Here is a 15558-nt window from a genome sequence, read left to right as displayed (position 1 = left end):
GCATGTATTTTATGGTAAGGGAGATTGAACAACGATGAAATCGATTAATTTGCAAGATACTTTTTTAAACAATTTACGTAAAAATAATGTTTTTGTAACGGTATTTTTGTTAAACGGCTTCCAATTAAAAGGACTTATAAAATCATATGATAATTTTACCGTACTATTGGAATCGGAAGGCAAACAGCAGCTTATCTATAAGCATGCAATTTCTACTTTTGTCCCGTCCAAAAATGTAGCATTATCGGAAGAAGAGTAACGCCACAGCCAAACTTGTAGCGAATTTTGGTTTGATTGATTATAATGACTAAGACGCTATAAGTATTGGAGGATTTTTGATGAAAACGATGACAACAGATGAACTGATCAACTTACTCGATGCAAATGAAGATTTAAATGTAATCGATGTTCGTGAAGATTTTGAAGTGGAACACGGAATGATTCCAGGTGCTGTACATATTCCACTTGGCTCAATCCCTGAACGTACTAATGAACTGGACAATTCAAAATCCTATATTGTCGTATGTAAAGGCGGCGTACGCAGTGCAAATGCATGCGAATATCTGGCAGAGCAAGGTTTTGATGTAACGAATTTAGATGGCGGAATGATGGCCTATGATGGAGAATTAGAATTTAAATAATTTTCAAGAGAAAGGGAGTGTCGGTTGATTCGACACTTCCTAAATTTATGCTACTTTGTATAATGAATTTTTTTCGATGGCAGGCTCCAGCCTTTTGTATAGGAACATATGCGCAAAATAGTAATGATAACAAATAATATATATAAAAACAGATCGCCCGAAAAAATTTTAAGGCCGATTAAAAATCCTGCACTGGCCGCCCATACCCCATAAATTTCGTGCCGTAATATAATGGGTCTTCTGCCGGCAAGCAAATCTCGAACAACCCCTCCTCCGGCACCTGTCAACACTGCTGCAACAATGACAGCCACAATCGGTAAATCCTGATGTACCGCATGCATGGCCCCTTGAATGGCGAAGGCGGATAGGCCGATTGCATCGGTCACATTTCCCCAACGATTCCAATGTTTAATTAGATGATGCGGAATTAAAAAGAAAATCGTAATTGCCAAAAGAGCAATTTGAAACAAAAACTCCTGGTTCCATAATGTCGATACCGGAAGACCAATCAAAATATTTCGAATGGCACCACCCCCAAAAGCTGTGACAATCCCTAATATGTACACCCCAAATAAATCGTACTCTTCTTCCATTGCCACAATGGCCCCGGAAACGGCAAAGGCAATTGTTCCGATCAAACTAAATACTTCCCAAGCCATAAACATCTCTCCCTTAATGTCCTTTCGACCATGACAATAGCAGTTTTTCAAACATTCGTCAAAACTATTTTTTTTCATGTATAATGGATACAGTTTGAACAGAATGGAGTAGTAAAAATGGCATTTCAATCAATATTAACAGCTGAAACATTAACACTTGCAGCAAAAGTGGAAGAAAAAGTCCGCACTTATCATCAGGAAGTGGATGAACGTGCGTTTTATAATCAGCAAAAGGTACTGGCAGCTTTTCGTGAAAATCAAGTAAGTGACTTTCATCTGCATCCTTCAACAGGATATGGCTATGATGATGAAGGCCGTGATAATTTAGAGCGTGTCTATGCGCAAACTTTCGGGGCAGAGGCAGCGATTGTACGTCCCCAAATTATTTCTGGGACACATGCAATTACATTAAGTTTATTTGGTGTATTGCGTCCTGGTGATGAATTGGTCTATATTACAGGCAAGCCATATGACACACTTCAGTCGATCGTTGACGGGGGCGAAAAAGATACAGGTTCTTTAAAGGACTATAAAATCGGCTATTCCCATGTAGATTTAATCGATAACAAGGAAATTGATTGGGAAGGTGTAAAACAGGCAGTAAACGAAAACACGAAAATGATTGCGATTCAGCGTTCAAAGGGTTACGCAACGCGTCCATCATTTACGGTCGAACAAATTGCTGAAATGGTTGTAAAAATACGGGTGATCGCACCGGACGCTGTGATTTTTGTCGATAACTGCTATGGTGAATTTGTAGAGTTGCTTGAGCCGACAGAAGTTGGGGTAGACTTGATGGCTGGTTCATTAATCAAAAATCCGGGTGGGGGCTTTGCTAAAATTGGCGGATACATTGCAGGTCGCGCGGATTTAGTGGAAAAATGTGCCTATCGTATGACATCACCGGGAATCGGTGCAGAAGCAGGGGCTTCGTTAAATACGTTGGCAGATTTTTACCAGGGCTTCTTCATGGCACCACATATCGTAGCACAAAGTTTAAAGGGTGCAATTTTTACATCGGCAATGCTTGAAGAAATCGGTATGACGACATCGCCGCATTACACTGATGTCCGTACAGATCTTATTCAATCGGTCTCATTCCAAACGGCGGAACAAATGGTAGCATTTTGTCGAGAAATCCAAGCTGCTTCACCTATTAACGCCCACTTTGCGCCTGAGCCTGCCTATATGCCGGGTTATGAAGATGATGTCATTATGGCGGCAGGTACGTTTGTCCAAGGTTCAAGTATCGAATTAACAGCAGACGGTCCAATTCGACCGCCATTTACAGCATTCATCCAAGGTGGCTTAACATATGAACATGTAAAATATGCCATTTGTACTGCGGTCCAAAAACTTAAATAATATATTAGGAATCGTCCTTTCATTGGACGATTTTTTATTGTGCATAAAATTCGCTTTATTCTGTCAACTATTTGCTCATTTACAAAAGTAATGTGAGTTTTTCTGACATACATTTGACATTGTTAATAACAAGTCGTAATATAACTTTAAGGGAGGTGAATTAAATTGAGTAGTGAAATTCGACGTTCAATGCCACTATTATCGATAAGTATCGTCATGCAATTAACGGACCTGACAGCAAGACAAATCCGTTATTATGAAGAGCATGATTTAATTCAGCCGCACCGGACAGAAGGAAATCGACGCATGTTTTCTTTAAATGATGTCGATACTTTACTGGAAATCAAAGATATGCTTGAACAGGGCATTAATATGGCAGGGATCAAAAAAGTGTTTGCTTTGAAAAATGACCCTGCAGCTCAAAAAGCAAATAATGATATTTCAGATTCGGAATTACGCAAAATTTTACGTGAAGAAATGCGTCAGGCACAACGCATGCAAAAAACATCGTTACGCCAAGGGGATTTATCGCGCTTTTATCAATAGCGCGTAAATTATAAAAGATCGAGTAAAATCGGTACTGAACAAATTTAGGAGTGTGGAATTTAGTGGGCAAATATACAAAAGACGATATTAAACGTCTAGTAGAAGAAGAACAAGTAAAATTCATCCGTTTACAGTTTACAGATATTTTAGGAACAATAAAAAACGTAGAAATTCCTGTGAGCCAACTAGATAAAGCATTGGACAATAAAATGATGTTTGATGGTTCATCAATCGAAGGTTTTGTGCGTATTGAAGAATCAGATATGTACTTATATCCGGATTATGATTCATTCATGGTCTTCCCATGGACAGCTGAAAAAGGGAAAGTAGCACGTTTCATCTGTGATATTTACAATCCGGACGGCACACCATTTGCTGGCGATCCACGTAACAACCTGAAACGTGTATTAAAGGAAATGAAAGAGCTAGGATTCACGGATTTCAACTTAGGGCCAGAACCGGAGTTTTTCTTATTTAAACTGGACGCTAAAGGCGAACCAAGCTTGGAAGTAAATGACCACGGCGGTTATTTCGACTTGGCACCGACAGATTTAGGTGAAAACTGCCGTCGCGATATCGTATTGGAACTAGAGGAAATGGGCTTTGAAATTGAAGCATCTCACCATGAGGTAGCACCAGGACAACATGAAATTGACTTTAAATATGCGGATGCAATTACAGCTTGTGATAATATCCAAACATTTAAATTAGTTGTTAAAACAATTGCACGTAAACACGGTTTACATGCAACATTCATGCCAAAACCTTTATTCGGTGAAGCCGGATCAGGAATGCACTTCAACGTTTCATTGTTTAATGGAAAAGAAAATGCCTTCTTTGATGAATCTACTGAATTGGGTCTATCTGAAACAGCGATGCAATTCATGGCAGGTATACTTGACCATGTTCAAGGTTTTACGGCAATTACAAACCCGACAGTAAACTCTTATAAACGTTTAGTACCAGGTTATGAAGCACCATGTTACGTAGCATGGTCTGCACAAAACCGTTCACCATTAATCCGTATCCCTTCTTCTCGCGGCATTTCAACACGTGTAGAAGTTCGTTCGGTCGATCCATCAGCAAATCCATATTTGGCGATGGCTGTAATTTTAGAGGCTGGTCTTGAAGGAATTCGCAAAAAATCAACACCACCACCAGCAATCAACCGCAACATTTATGTGATGAGTGAAGAAGAGCGTAAAGCAAACGGCATCGATAACTTGCCTGCAGCTTTAGACGACGCTTTAAACTTACTTGCAAAAGATGAAGTTGTTCAACGAGCATTAGGCAACCACATCTATGCTAACTTTAAAGAAGCGAAAGAAATTGAGTTCGACATGTACCGTTCAACTGTCCATCAGTGGGAACGCGACCAATATATGAAAATGTACTAAGAAGAAAGCGCTGGAGCAAAAACTCCGGCGCTTTTTTGCGTAGTATGATGTTGAGGTCTGTTTCACATAATGAATGACAAAGAAACCGGCAATAACATGCCGGTTCTAAACTGTTTTATTTATTGCCGTTTTGGAATTTGTTCTTACCAAATTGTCCCGATGCTTGTTGTTTTTTAGCTTCGGCCTGCTGGTTTTGCTGTTTCACTTTGTTAACATCTGTTTCCATGCCGAACTCAGCGCCCATTGAAGAAAGCTTCTTCTGTAAACCGCTGTTTGCGAACAAACCGGAAGCTTGTTGCTTTTTGGCTTCAGCCTGCTGGTTTTGCTGCTTCACTTTGTTTACGTTAGTCTCCATCCCGAATTCAGCATTCAAGGAACTTGATTGCTTTTGTAAAGCGCTGTTAGCAAATAAACCAGAAGATTGTTGCTTTTTAGCTTCAGCTTTTTGGTTTTGCTGCTTTACTTGATTAACGTCCGTTTCCATACCGAATTCGACGTTTTTATTATTGATGTTGTTTTTATTTTTTGACATCAATATCACCTCCTGAAATTATTCTGTTCAGAGGTTGTTTTATTATGCGGTTAAATAATTTGCCAATTTTTAAAAAGGAGATTGAATCTTGCCTATTGGTGCTGTATATATTAACCAAATACTGTTTAAAATAGAATAGGAATCAACTGTACTGATTATTGAGAAGAACGTTATGTATGACGGACGATTACATCATATAATAGTAAGTGACAAATAATTTTACTAATGTAAGAGGAGGAAATTATGGAACTCGATACAATGATGCAAGAGTTAGAGGCTCTTGGAAAAGAACGTACGAAAAAGATCTATATGTCCAATGGAGCAAAGGAGCCGTTGTTCGGTGTAACGATCGGCTCAATGAAACCGTTCGTAAAACAAATAAAAATAGATCAGGACCTGGCTGAAAAACTCTATGCCACAGGCAACTATGATGCAATGTATTTTGCAGGTATCATTGCAGATCCGAAAGCGATGACTGAGGAAGATTATGAACGCTGGATAAAGCAGGCCTATTTCTATATGATTTCTGATTATGTAGTTGCCGTAACATTGGCGGAATCCGATATTGCGCAAGAAGTAAGCGATAAATGGATTGGCAGTGGTGAAGATCTGAAAATGTCGGCGGGTTGGCATTGTTACTGCTGGCTGTTAGGCAATCGTAAAGACGAGGAATTTTCAAAGGAAAAGTTAATGGGTATGCTTGTGTATGTAAAACAAAATATCCATAAGGCACCTCAACGCACTCAAGTGGCGATGAACAATTTTGTCATGACGGTTGGTGTTTCATTTAAACCTTTACATGAAGAAGCCATGCAAATTGCAAACGAAATCGGTCCAATTGAAACGAAACGTGAAGGGAAAAAACCGGGTCTGCTCCATGCTTATGCGGAAATTGAAAAGCAGGTGGAAAAAGGGCGGATCGGTTTTAAACGCAAATATGTACGTTGTTAATTGTAAAGAGTTATACCTTGTTTTTTCACAATAAAATTGTATAAACTAAAATCAGGAAATTTCAAGGAGGCTTATTACATGAAAAAAAGTATTGCTATCGATATGGACCAGGTGCTAGCTGACTTTTATTCGAAATTACGTGTTACATATAACGAAAATTTCGGAACAAATTTTACAGATGAAGAGTTTCTTCAGACAACACAGCGTGATTTGCCTCGAGAAGATGCGAAAAAATTGTTTTCTTTATTAAATGAGCCGGACTATTTCAGGGATTTAAAAGTGTTGGATGAAGACGCAATTGAAGTTATTCAAGATCTGCAGGAGCATTATGAAATTTTTATTGCGACAGCTGCTATGGATGTACCGGGATCATTTACAGCGAAATACGAGTGGTTAATGGAGCATTTACCTTTTATTAAAACGCAGAATATTGTATTTTGCGGTAATAAGGCGGTTATACATACCGATTATTTAATTGATGACAGTCCGCGTCAGCTAACGGCATTCAAGGGAACGGGGATTTTATATTCGATGCCGTACAATCGCTCAGAAGAAGGCTTTATGCGTGTCCATAACTGGAAAGAAATAAAAGAATACTTTATTAAACAAATGGAAATTGTTTAATAATGAAAGGGTTGCGATGATGCAATCCTTTTTTTATTTTTGTAGTCATTTAGTATAACGAAATAGTATAATTTAAATTATTGGAATTATCTATAAATTTTAAGGGGATAGAAATAATGAAACCGATGATTGGATTAACAATGTATGATTTTGACAAGAAATTGGATATTAACAATGCGTATTTGACTTCAATTGAACAGGCGGGAGGTATTCCCATCTGTATTCCGAATGCTACAGAAGAAAACGTGGATGCATTATTAAATATAATCGATGGCCTTGTTTTAATCGGGGGAGCCGATATCGACCCATTGCTGTTTAATGAAGAACCGCACCGCCATATTGGAAGTGTTGTAAGAAAACGAGATGACAGCGATCTTTTATTAATGAATGAGGCCTATAAAAGACAAATGCCTATTCTAGGAATTTGCCGCGGACAACAGATTATGAATGTAGCATTTGGGGGGACGATTATTCAGGATATCCCATCTCAAGTGGAGAATACAATTTTACATAAACAACCTTCAAAGCGCGGGGAATTGGCACATACGGTTGAAGTAAAGACATCCAAATTTAAAGAAATTTTTAAAGAGGACTCATTCCGTGTCAATACATTTCACCATCAATCGGTCGGAAAGCTTGGGGAAGGGCTCGTCGTTTCGGCTATTGCGAAAGACGGGATCATAGAAGGGATAGAACATGAAACGCATCCATATTGTGTCGCGGTACAATGGCATCCGGAAGAGTTGGCTCCAATTGGAGACGTTTATGCACAGCGCTTATTTAATAGCTTTGTAGAAGCATGCAATAAATAATGGAAAGCTCAGTCGTCAACGGCTGGGCTTTTTAGTTTGAAAATAAAAAACTTGCCGATTCTATTAGAATGGCAAGTTTATAATTAATGGATATTTCGATAGAGGCCGACTACTTTACCTAAAATAGAAACCTGGTTGACAATGATCGGTTCCATTGAGCTATTCTCAGGCTGTAGACGGAAATGAGTTTTTTCTTTGTAAAAGCGCTTGACAGTCGCTTCATCGTCTTCCGTCATTGCTACAACAATCTCTCCATTGTTCGCAGTCGACGTTTTTTTAACGATGACATAATCCCCATTTAAAATACCGGCTTCAATCATGGATTCTCCCATAATTTCAAGCATAAACAATTCTTCTTCCGGTGAGCCATAAGCATCTGGTAACGGGAAATATTCCTGAATATCCTCGATTGCAGAAATAGGCAGACCAGCTGTAACTTTACCGATTAACGGAACATGAATGACGCCTTGTTTCGCGATGTTCATCTCTTCCTGGTCCAATATTTCAATGGCACGCGGCTTTGTAGGATCACGGCGGATAAGCCCTTTACTTTCTAAACGAGCTAAATGCCCGTGGACAGTTGAACTGGAAGCTAAACCGACTGCTTCTCCAATTTCGCGAACTGATGGCGGATAGCCTTTAGCACGAACTTCCTCTTTTATAAAAGTTAGAATAGCTTGCTGCCGTTTTGAAATTTTTTGTGTCAACTAACTCACCTCTTTATCATGCTATTTTTCTTAAGGTAAGTATAGCAGTATGCGAACATGAATGCAAACATAAGTTCGAAAAAACGGTTGACAAAAACATATGTTCGTATTATTATGAGAACAAACATTCCGAACATACATTCGAAAGAGGGTTTTTCTAATGAAAAAAGGTAAATTAAATGGCTTCACATCAATGTTTCTACTATTCTCTGTACTCATGATGGTTTTATTCATGATGCAGGATGATAAAATTGAATTATACGAACACGTAAGCATAGAACATGGCGATACTTTATGGTCGTTGGCAGAACAATATCGTGGTAAAATGGCTAAGCATGATTGGATCAATGAAGTAAAAAAGGAAAATGGAATGCTGGATGAAAAAGTTGTTTTAGGACAAGTATTGGTTGTACCTGTAGAAAAAAATTCACAATACATTGCTCAGCTGAATGAATCCTCCGATATGCAAACGATTAAAGTGGCGAGAGGGAACAATGATAAAAACTAAAGCAGTAATATATTGCCGTGTCAGCACGGATAAAAATACACAAGAAACATCACTAGTACGTCAGCAGGAGGAGCTGACAAAATACGCAAAAACATTCGGCTATAAAGATGTGGAGATTTTCAATGATCAGCATAGTGGCTATGATGTTGATCGAGACGGATTGCTCGACATGCTTGACTATATGAAAGAGTACGGCATTAAAGCACTATTTGTACAGGACGAAACACGTTTAGGACGCGGGAATGCCCGGATGGCGGTTCTTCATCTATTGCAAAAATATGAAGCGACAGTATATACATTAAATGATGCAGGCCCTGTCGTATTAAACGAAATGGATACAATGCTGCTCGAAATTTTAGCGATTGTCGAAGAGTATCAGCGTCGTATGCATAATGCGAAAATTCGCCGGGGAATGCGCCGTGCTGTAGAAAATGGTTACCAGCCGCAAAACAATTTGAAAAACCGTGGCAATATTGAAGGACGTGAACGAAAAGAAGTGCCTGTCGAAGAAATTGTTCAGCTACGCCAGAAAGGGTTAACTTTTGCTGAAATTGCTACGACTTTGTCAGGTTTGGGCATTTCTATCAGTAAAGCGACTGTACATAGAAGATATATTGAATATATGGAGCGACTTGAAGAGTAAACACTTGTTTTCAAGTCGTTTTTTTTATACCTTTGTAGTAGGTAGGAAGAAAGGTGAGATTCAAATGTTATCAAAAGAAAAATTAGCTCGCATTAATGAGCTTTCTAAATTAGCGAGAGAGGGCAAATTGACGGAAGAGCAGGCGAAGGAACGTACAGCACTGCGCAAAGAATATTTAGATACTTTCCGTACTACAATGCGCGATACAATCGAGCATGTGAAAGTAATTGATGAAGAAGGCAATGACGTGACACCTGAAAAATTAAAACAAATTAAATCACAGAAGAAGTTCTTAAACTAACAACATTTCATTAATATGTCACATTTAATATAAAGTATGACATATTTTATGGGACGTTTTTAGAAATTATTGTTTTCTTGTGAAAATTTGTCTACACTATAAAATGTATAAATATCGTACGAGGAAAGGATGTCACATAATGACACAACAGATGGATCAGTTAGCAATTAATGCAATCCGTACACTATCAATCGACGCAATTGAAAAAGCAAATTCAGGTCACCCAGGTTTACCGATGGGTGCTGCACCGATGGCTTATACATTGTGGACGAAGCAATTACGCCATAACCCGCAAAATCCTAATTGGTACAACCGCGACCGTTTTGTATTATCAGCTGGACATGGTTCCATGCTTTTATATAGTTTATTGCATCTAGGTGGCTACGGTTTAGAGATGGAAGAGATTAAAAACTTCCGTCAGTGGAATTCAAAAACACCGGGACATCCTGAATATGGTCATACAGTTGGTGTAGAAGCGACAACTGGTCCATTAGGACAAGGTATTGCAATGTCAGTAGGTATGGCGATGGCTGAACGTCACTTGGCTGCAACATACAACAAGCCTGGTAAAGACATTGTTGACCACTATACGTTCGCGTTATGCGGTGACGGAGATTTAATGGAAGGTGTTGCTGCAGAAGCAATTTCTCTTGCAGGTCACTTAAAGTTGGATAAATTAATTGTACTATATGATTCAAATGACATTTCACTAGATGGTGATTTAGAAAAGTCATTCTCGGAAAACATCCAAAAACGTTTCGAATCATACGGCTGGAACTATTTAAAAGTTACTGACGGTACAGATATTGTTGAAATTAATTCTGCTATTGAAAAAGCAAAACAAAATACTGGTGGCCCAACTGTAATCGAAGTGAAAACGGTTATCGGTTTTGGTTCTCCTAACAAATCTGGTAAATCAGATTCACACGGTGCTCCACTAGGCTTTGATGAAGTTACTTTAACAAAAGCTGCATACGCTTGGGAGCATGAGCCATTCTGCGTTCCAAATGAAGTATATGATACATTCAAAGCGGCAAGTGAAGTACAAGGTGTACAAGCTGAAGCAGCATGGAATGAGTTATTCGAAAGCTACAAAAACGAATATCCTGAATTGGCTGCGCAATTTGTCAATGCAATGGAAAATAAATTACCGGAGAACTTTGCTTCTGAGTTACCTGTATATGAAGCAGGTACTGGAGTAGCTACTCGTTCATCATCTGGTGATGCAATCAATGCTCTTGCAAAAACAACGCCATCATTCTTTGGTGGTTCTGCTGACTTGGCAGGCTCAAACAAAACAACGATTAAAGGCGCTGGCGATTTCTTTGCTGAAACTCCGGAAGGCCGTAACATTTGGTTTGGTGTTCGTGAGTTTGCAATGGGTGCTGCACTGAACGGTATGGCATTACATGGCGGATTAAATGTATTTGGCGGTACTTTCTTTGTATTCTCTGACTATGTACGTCCAGCCATCCGCTTATCTGCATTAATGGGATTACCGGTCACATATGTGTTTACACATGACTCAATTGCAGTAGGGGAAGATGGTCCTACACATGAGCCGATTGAGCATTTAGCATCATTACGTGCAATGCCGAATCTTTCAGTGATCCGTCCTGCAGATGCAAATGAATCTGTAGCAGCATGGAAACTAGCTGTAGAGAGCAAATCAACACCAACTGTATTAGTATTATCCCGTCAAAACTTGCCTGTATTGGATGTTGCTACAGAGACAGTTTACGAAGGTGTTGAAAAAGGCGCATATGTTGTGTCAGCTTCTGCTAAAGAAACTCCGGATGCTCTGTTAATTGCAACAGGTTCTGAAGTTGGCTTGGCAGTGGAAGCGAAAAAAGCATTGCTTGCAGAAGGAATTGACGCATCAGTTGTATCAATGCCATCAATGGATCGTTTTGAAAAACAGTCGAAGGAATACAAGGAATCCGTATTACCTAAAGCTGTAACGAAGCGTTTAGCAATTGAAATGGGCGCATCTCTTGGCTGGCATAAATATGTTGGCTTTGAAGGCGATGTATTGGCAATTGATAAATTCGGTGCATCGGCTCCAGAGAAAATTGTGTTAAAAGAATACGGCTTCACAGTAGAAAATGTAGTTGCGAAAGTAAAAGCACTTTAATTCGAAGCTTAAATGTCACTTGTCTACTATGGCAAGTGGCATTTTTTCATTTCTATACCAGTCGGAATTCAGGCCAAATATTGAAGGATAAGAAAAAAGCTTTGGCAAAAAGAGCAAATTCAGATACAATATGCCCATACTAAAAAAATGGGTAACGTGCGATTTTACTGAAGGAATGGTACGATAATAAAGAAATATGGAAGTATCAGATGAAGGATGTGGATGAATAATGACAGCAGAAAATAAGCAAAAAGAAATTACTACATATATCGAACAGACACTTTATTACCTATCGAATAAAGCAGATCTTGAAAAATTCCAAACAATGCTTCAAAAAAATATCGATGAAAAAAGAGCTTCTTCCACTTCGACGACTGATTTTTATGATCGACTAATGTTAAATATTGCGTATTATGTGGAAAATAAAATGGCGTGGACAGATCTTGTTCGAGCAACATTCAGTTCAGGAAAAGTGCCTACTGTTTCCTATATCGAAAATGAATTAATGGCCCAGCAAATGCAAATCCGCAACAGTGTCGGAGAGAAAATGGACGATTATAAGAAAGCATTCCACCAGCAATATGACGCATTAAAGGTCGAAGATGAAGATGTAATATACGATTATGCCTATGCATCTGTTGAGCATGCCTACCGTATTGACTTTTTAACAGTTGCCTGTGCTAAAAATGCAAACATTTTAACAGAAGGCGATATCGAGGAAACAATCAAAATGCTGGATGGCTATATGGCTTATTATACGGATCAGCTTGTCAATAAAATGACGCTTTCTTAAAAGGAGATTTAAAATGAATACACCATTTATTTATTTACACAAAGCACCTAAAACAGATGGAGATAAGCAACCTGCTATTTTTTTACTGCATGGATTAGGGAGCGATGAAAACGATTTACTTCAACTTGTTGATTCGTTTTCAACTAATTGTCATATTTTCAGCCTGCAAGGACCGATTAAGCATCGTCCCGGCTATGCATTTTATACATTCGAAGAAGAGGGTAAACCGAATCGTGCAATCTTTGATAAAGTACTGAAAGGTATTGAATTATTCATTAAAGAAGCGATTTGGGAATTCAATTTGGATGAAAAACAAATTTATGTAGTCGGCTTCAATCAAGGGGCAGCGGTTGCACAGTCACTTGCAATGGTGATGGGCAATGCCATTCGTGGAACAGCAGCATTAAGCGGTTATTTACCGGAGTTCGCTGCACTTGAATATAGTAAAAAGACGATGGATGAATCCAAGATCTTTATTTCTCACGGGGAATATGATTATGATTTTCCAATTGATTGGGCAGAGCATGCCGTCCGATTTTTCAATGACTATGGCACGGATGTAACATTTAGAACGTATCCGGTAGGGCATGGGGTAAGTGAGCAAAATCTGCACGATTTAATCGCATTCCTATCGCAAGATTTACCGGACAACAATTTAAACTAAAGAAAACAGCTGACGGAAGAAAGGTGAATTACTTCCTGTCAGCTGTTTTTTTCGTGTCCAGCAATTGCTCTGCTTCGGCAATAGACATCGGTTTGTAGAAATAATAGCCTTGACCAGCAGGACAGCCGAGTTGTTGAAGCATTGCCAACTGTTCTTCTGTTTCAATTCCTTCAGCAATGGGGCGCATTTGAATGTTTTTCGCCAATTGGATAATCGTTTGTACAATGGCATACATCCCAGGTTCGTTCATTGCGCTGACAAAGCTTCGGTCGATTTTGATTTCGGAAAAGGGTAACTGCGGCAAATAACTTAACGAAGAAAAGCCGATTCCAAAATCATCGATTGAGCACTCAATCCCCATACGTCTTAATTGATTCAGAATTTCTTTTGCTTTTTTGAAATCCACCAATTCGATGCTTTCCGTTACTTCCAGTTTTATATAATGTGGCGGGACATTATATTTGTAAAAGATGTCACTTATATTTTGCAGGAAATCCGGATCGTAGAAATGGTCCGGAGAAATATTGAGTGCAATCGGTAATATTCTTTTGTTCTCATTGATTCGATTTTGAAGCCAAATAAGGATCTGCTTGAAATTCAGTAAATCAATCGCTTTTATCTTACCGGTTTGTTCGGCAATCGGAATATATTTTACCGGTGAAATAAAACCAAGTTTGCTTGAGTTCCAGCGAGATAGTGCTTCAAAACCCTCCACTTCAATCGTTTGGAAGTTGATTTTAGGCTGCAAATAAACTTCGAACTCTTCATGTAAAAGCCCATAAGCCAATTGATTGAGAATATCCATTTCTTCCGTCAATTCTTTCGTACTATTATCTTCATAAATGGAATAGCTTGTCCCAGTACGTTTTTGTGCATTGGATAAGGCAATATCAGCCTGGTGAATGCTCTGTTCGACTGTCATCGACTGATTGAAAACCGTATAACCGATTTTTAAAGTAATATAGATTTCTTTACCGTCAATGATATAAGGTAATTGAGTGATCGATTCAAGATGCTGATTGTACGTAATGAAGCAATCCTTTTCGTCAACTATCCCTAAAATAAGCGAATTTGAAAATCGCGAAATCAGTGAATCATTTTCCGGAAAATAGATTTGCATTCGATCTGCCACTTGACGGAGTAAATCGGCTCCTGCGTTTCTGCCATACAAATCAACCACCTTATTAAATTCCGTAGGGTGCAGGATCGCGACTATTCCCGAATTACCATCATTAATCCATTCAGATAATTCTGACTTAAAATAATGGAGGTTCGGTAAATTTGTTTCGACATCAAAGAAGGCGAGTCTGCTAAGCTCAATTTTTTGTTCAGCATATTTAATTGCTAATTGGATCAGCAAGGCCAATCGGTTTAAGTAATTGATATCTATTTGCTTTAACTCTGTTGCATCCTGATTGAACAGTGTCAAAATGCCGCTTACTTCATTTTGAGGTGTCAAAATAGGCTTTGTCCATGAACCATGAACAACATTAAGGTCCCACTGTGTAAAAAGATCGATCTGTTGCTCTTCTTGTGCAAAGTCCTTTAAATAAACCGCATTCGAATTCAGATTCGTATTAGGGGTAATTTCTAATATGTCTAGTTGACTGAGAATCCTCTGTGGCAATGAATATGTACCTAACGATTTAATTTCTCCATGTTCATTAAAAATATGAATGGCACAATAGACATCACGAATGTAAAAAAGTTCAATCTTCTCGGTAATTAAATTTAAAATCGATTGCAGGTTATCCTCATGATCGATCGCTTCATACACTTCATGTTCCAATTTATAGACCATTTTATTTAACTCTGCTTCAGTCGTATCTTCGCAAGTTAGCAAAATATATTGAATGATATTATCTTCATTTCGAATCGGATGCAGTGTAATCGAGTTCCAAAAAGCGGATCCCTTTTTTGTATAATGCAAAATCGTGAATTTTTTTGCGACACCTGATTTTAAATGTAAATTTAATTCTTCAATAGATGTTTGATTCGTTCTGTGTCCATTAAAAATACTGATATTTTGATGCAATAATTCCTTCATTTCGAATGATGTAAACTTAAGAAACTGTGAATTAGCATGTAAAATAGATAAATTTTCATCATTTATATCAATGATGAGCGATCCTTTCGAAAGCTGGTTACTTAAGGTCTTTAGCCAATTAAATAAGCGGTCTTTAGATAGGGGTATAAATTGATCAATGGTCATTCTAACTTCCCCTTTAAAAAGTAGTGTGTATTTTAAAGTAAGTATAACAAAATTCCTATAAAATGAAAG

18 protein-coding genes are annotated in these 15558 nt (G+C 38.4%); 14 read left to right on the top strand and 4 right to left on the bottom strand.

Annotation, left to right across the window (positions count from 1 at the left end; translation table 11 throughout):
- Positions 1-34: 34 nt before the first annotated feature.
- Positions 35-259, top strand: a complete 225-nt coding sequence (gene hfq, locus MKY51_RS11160) for an RNA chaperone Hfq (protein WP_079527893.1) — start codon at positions 35-37, stop codon at positions 257-259.
- 79 nt (positions 260-338) lie between these two features.
- Positions 339-641 (top strand): rhodanese-like domain-containing protein, encoded by a 303-nt coding sequence (locus MKY51_RS11155; RefSeq protein WP_014823385.1) that lies wholly within the window; start codon positions 339-341, stop codon positions 639-641.
- A 50-nt stretch (positions 642-691) separates the two neighbouring features.
- Here MKY51_RS11155 and MKY51_RS11150 read toward each other — a convergent pair whose 3' ends face one another.
- Positions 692-1300: a trimeric intracellular cation channel family protein gene (locus tag MKY51_RS11150; protein ID WP_339172034.1), complete on the bottom strand. Its 609-nt coding sequence runs from the start codon at positions 1298-1300 to the stop codon at positions 692-694.
- A 117-nt stretch (positions 1301-1417) separates the two neighbouring features.
- Between MKY51_RS11150 and MKY51_RS11145 the strand changes: the two genes are divergently transcribed.
- The 3 genes from MKY51_RS11145 to glnA all read left to right on the top strand — a co-directional run bounded on the left by MKY51_RS11145 (position 1418) and on the right by glnA (position 4608).
- Positions 1418-2665, top strand: coding sequence for a methionine gamma-lyase family protein (locus tag MKY51_RS11145; RefSeq protein ID WP_339172032.1), 1248 nt, complete (start codon positions 1418-1420; stop codon positions 2663-2665).
- 165 nt (positions 2666-2830) lie between these two features.
- Complete coding sequence (locus MKY51_RS11140) at positions 2831-3211, top strand: MerR family transcriptional regulator (RefSeq protein WP_339172029.1); 381 nt, start codon at positions 2831-2833, stop codon at positions 3209-3211.
- Between the two features lie 62 nt (positions 3212-3273).
- On the top strand, positions 3274-4608 hold the full coding sequence (glnA, locus tag MKY51_RS11135) for a type I glutamate--ammonia ligase (RefSeq protein WP_339172026.1): 1335 nt from the start codon (positions 3274-3276) through the stop codon (positions 4606-4608).
- 115 nt (positions 4609-4723) lie between these two features.
- Here glnA and MKY51_RS11130 read toward each other — a convergent pair whose 3' ends face one another.
- Positions 4724-5140: a gamma-type small acid-soluble spore protein gene (locus tag MKY51_RS11130; RefSeq protein WP_339172024.1), complete on the bottom strand. Its 417-nt coding sequence runs from the start codon at positions 5138-5140 to the stop codon at positions 4724-4726.
- Positions 5141-5383: 243 nt separating this feature from the next.
- Between MKY51_RS11130 and MKY51_RS11125 the strand changes: the two genes are divergently transcribed.
- From MKY51_RS11125 to MKY51_RS11115, 3 genes are all read left to right on the top strand, one after another.
- Complete coding sequence (locus MKY51_RS11125) at positions 5384-6091, top strand: DNA alkylation repair protein (RefSeq protein WP_339172021.1); 708 nt, start codon at positions 5384-5386, stop codon at positions 6089-6091.
- Between the two features lie 78 nt (positions 6092-6169).
- A complete protein-coding gene (locus MKY51_RS11120) occupies positions 6170-6715 on the top strand; it encodes a 5'-3'-deoxyribonucleotidase (protein WP_339172019.1) in 546 nt (181 codons plus the stop codon).
- 116 nt (positions 6716-6831) lie between these two features.
- Positions 6832-7527: a gamma-glutamyl-gamma-aminobutyrate hydrolase family protein gene (locus MKY51_RS11115; RefSeq protein ID WP_339172017.1), complete on the top strand. Its 696-nt coding sequence runs from the start codon at positions 6832-6834 to the stop codon at positions 7525-7527.
- An 83-nt stretch (positions 7528-7610) separates the two neighbouring features.
- On the opposite strand, the gene lexA is transcribed toward MKY51_RS11115, so the two are convergent.
- Complete coding sequence (lexA, locus tag MKY51_RS11110; RefSeq protein ID WP_079527874.1) at positions 7611-8234, bottom strand: transcriptional repressor LexA; 624 nt, start codon at positions 8232-8234, stop codon at positions 7611-7613.
- A gap of 160 nt (positions 8235-8394) precedes the next feature.
- Here lexA and MKY51_RS11105 point away from each other — a divergent pair, with 160 nt between their 5' ends.
- The 6 genes from MKY51_RS11105 (at position 8395) to MKY51_RS11080 (ending at position 13277) form a co-directional block, all read left to right on the top strand.
- Positions 8395-8742, top strand: coding sequence for a LysM peptidoglycan-binding domain-containing protein (locus MKY51_RS11105; protein WP_339172013.1), 348 nt, complete (start codon positions 8395-8397; stop codon positions 8740-8742).
- Entirely contained in the window at positions 8729-9385 is a 657-nt protein-coding gene (locus MKY51_RS11100) for a recombinase family protein (RefSeq protein ID WP_339172010.1), read from the top strand. The genes MKY51_RS11105 and MKY51_RS11100 overlap by 14 nt, the downstream gene beginning before the upstream one ends.
- A gap of 64 nt (positions 9386-9449) precedes the next feature.
- Positions 9450-9686 carry a DUF896 domain-containing protein gene (locus MKY51_RS11095; RefSeq protein WP_079527868.1) on the top strand — a complete coding sequence of 79 codons (237 nt, stop codon included), beginning with the start codon at positions 9450-9452 and terminating at the stop codon, positions 9684-9686.
- 139 nt (positions 9687-9825) lie between these two features.
- Positions 9826-11820, top strand: coding sequence for a transketolase (gene tkt, locus MKY51_RS11090; protein WP_339172007.1), 1995 nt, complete (start codon positions 9826-9828; stop codon positions 11818-11820).
- Between the two features lie 229 nt (positions 11821-12049).
- Positions 12050-12613 carry a DNA helicase gene (locus tag MKY51_RS11085; RefSeq protein ID WP_339172005.1) on the top strand — a complete coding sequence of 188 codons (564 nt, stop codon included), beginning with the start codon at positions 12050-12052 and terminating at the stop codon, positions 12611-12613.
- Between the two features lie 13 nt (positions 12614-12626).
- Positions 12627-13277, top strand: coding sequence for a dienelactone hydrolase family protein (locus MKY51_RS11080; protein WP_339172004.1), 651 nt, complete (start codon positions 12627-12629; stop codon positions 13275-13277).
- Between the two features lie 28 nt (positions 13278-13305).
- On the opposite strand, the gene MKY51_RS11075 is transcribed toward MKY51_RS11080, so the two are convergent.
- On the bottom strand, positions 13306-15489 hold the full coding sequence (locus tag MKY51_RS11075; protein ID WP_339172002.1) for an EAL domain-containing protein: 2184 nt from the start codon (positions 15487-15489) through the stop codon (positions 13306-13308).
- Between the last annotated feature and the right edge of the window lie 69 nt (positions 15490-15558).

The organism is Solibacillus sp. FSL R5-0691, from assembly GCF_037974225.1.
Classification (GTDB): Bacteria; Bacillota; Bacilli; order Bacillales_A; family Planococcaceae; genus Solibacillus.
The sequence above is the reverse complement of the archived record's forward strand: the minus strand, read 5'-3'. Positions and strand labels throughout refer to the sequence as shown.

Bases quoted from the DNA above. Each gene is read 5' to 3' on its own strand.
- MKY51_RS11105 (WP_339172013.1), top strand. From the start codon at position 8,395: ATGAAAAAAGGTAAATTAAATGGCTTCACATCAATGTTTCTACTATTC.
- MKY51_RS11130 (WP_339172024.1), bottom strand. From the start codon at position 5,140: ATGTCAAAAAATAAAAACAACATCAATAATAAAAACGTCGAATTCGGT.
- MKY51_RS11145 (WP_339172032.1), top strand. From the start codon at position 1,418: ATGGCATTTCAATCAATATTAACAGCTGAAACATTAACACTTGCAGCA.
- MKY51_RS11100 (WP_339172010.1), top strand. From the start codon at position 8,729: ATGATAAAAACTAAAGCAGTAATATATTGCCGTGTCAGCACGGATAAA.
- MKY51_RS11120 (WP_339172019.1), top strand. From the start codon at position 6,170: ATGAAAAAAAGTATTGCTATCGATATGGACCAGGTGCTAGCTGACTTT.
- MKY51_RS11095 (WP_079527868.1), top strand. From the start codon at position 9,450: ATGTTATCAAAAGAAAAATTAGCTCGCATTAATGAGCTTTCTAAATTA.
- MKY51_RS11080 (WP_339172004.1), top strand. From the start codon at position 12,627: ATGAATACACCATTTATTTATTTACACAAAGCACCTAAAACAGATGGA.
- MKY51_RS11085 (WP_339172005.1), top strand. From the start codon at position 12,050: ATGACAGCAGAAAATAAGCAAAAAGAAATTACTACATATATCGAACAG.
- hfq (WP_079527893.1), top strand. From the start codon at position 35: ATGAAATCGATTAATTTGCAAGATACTTTTTTAAACAATTTACGTAAA.
- MKY51_RS11115 (WP_339172017.1), top strand. From the start codon at position 6,832: ATGAAACCGATGATTGGATTAACAATGTATGATTTTGACAAGAAATTG.
- MKY51_RS11075 (WP_339172002.1), bottom strand. From the start codon at position 15,489: ATGACCATTGATCAATTTATACCCCTATCTAAAGACCGCTTATTTAAT.
- tkt (WP_339172007.1), top strand. From the start codon at position 9,826: ATGACACAACAGATGGATCAGTTAGCAATTAATGCAATCCGTACACTA.
- MKY51_RS11150 (WP_339172034.1), bottom strand. From the start codon at position 1,300: ATGGCTTGGGAAGTATTTAGTTTGATCGGAACAATTGCCTTTGCCGTT.
- MKY51_RS11155 (WP_014823385.1), top strand. From the start codon at position 339: ATGAAAACGATGACAACAGATGAACTGATCAACTTACTCGATGCAAAT.
- MKY51_RS11125 (WP_339172021.1), top strand. From the start codon at position 5,384: ATGGAACTCGATACAATGATGCAAGAGTTAGAGGCTCTTGGAAAAGAA.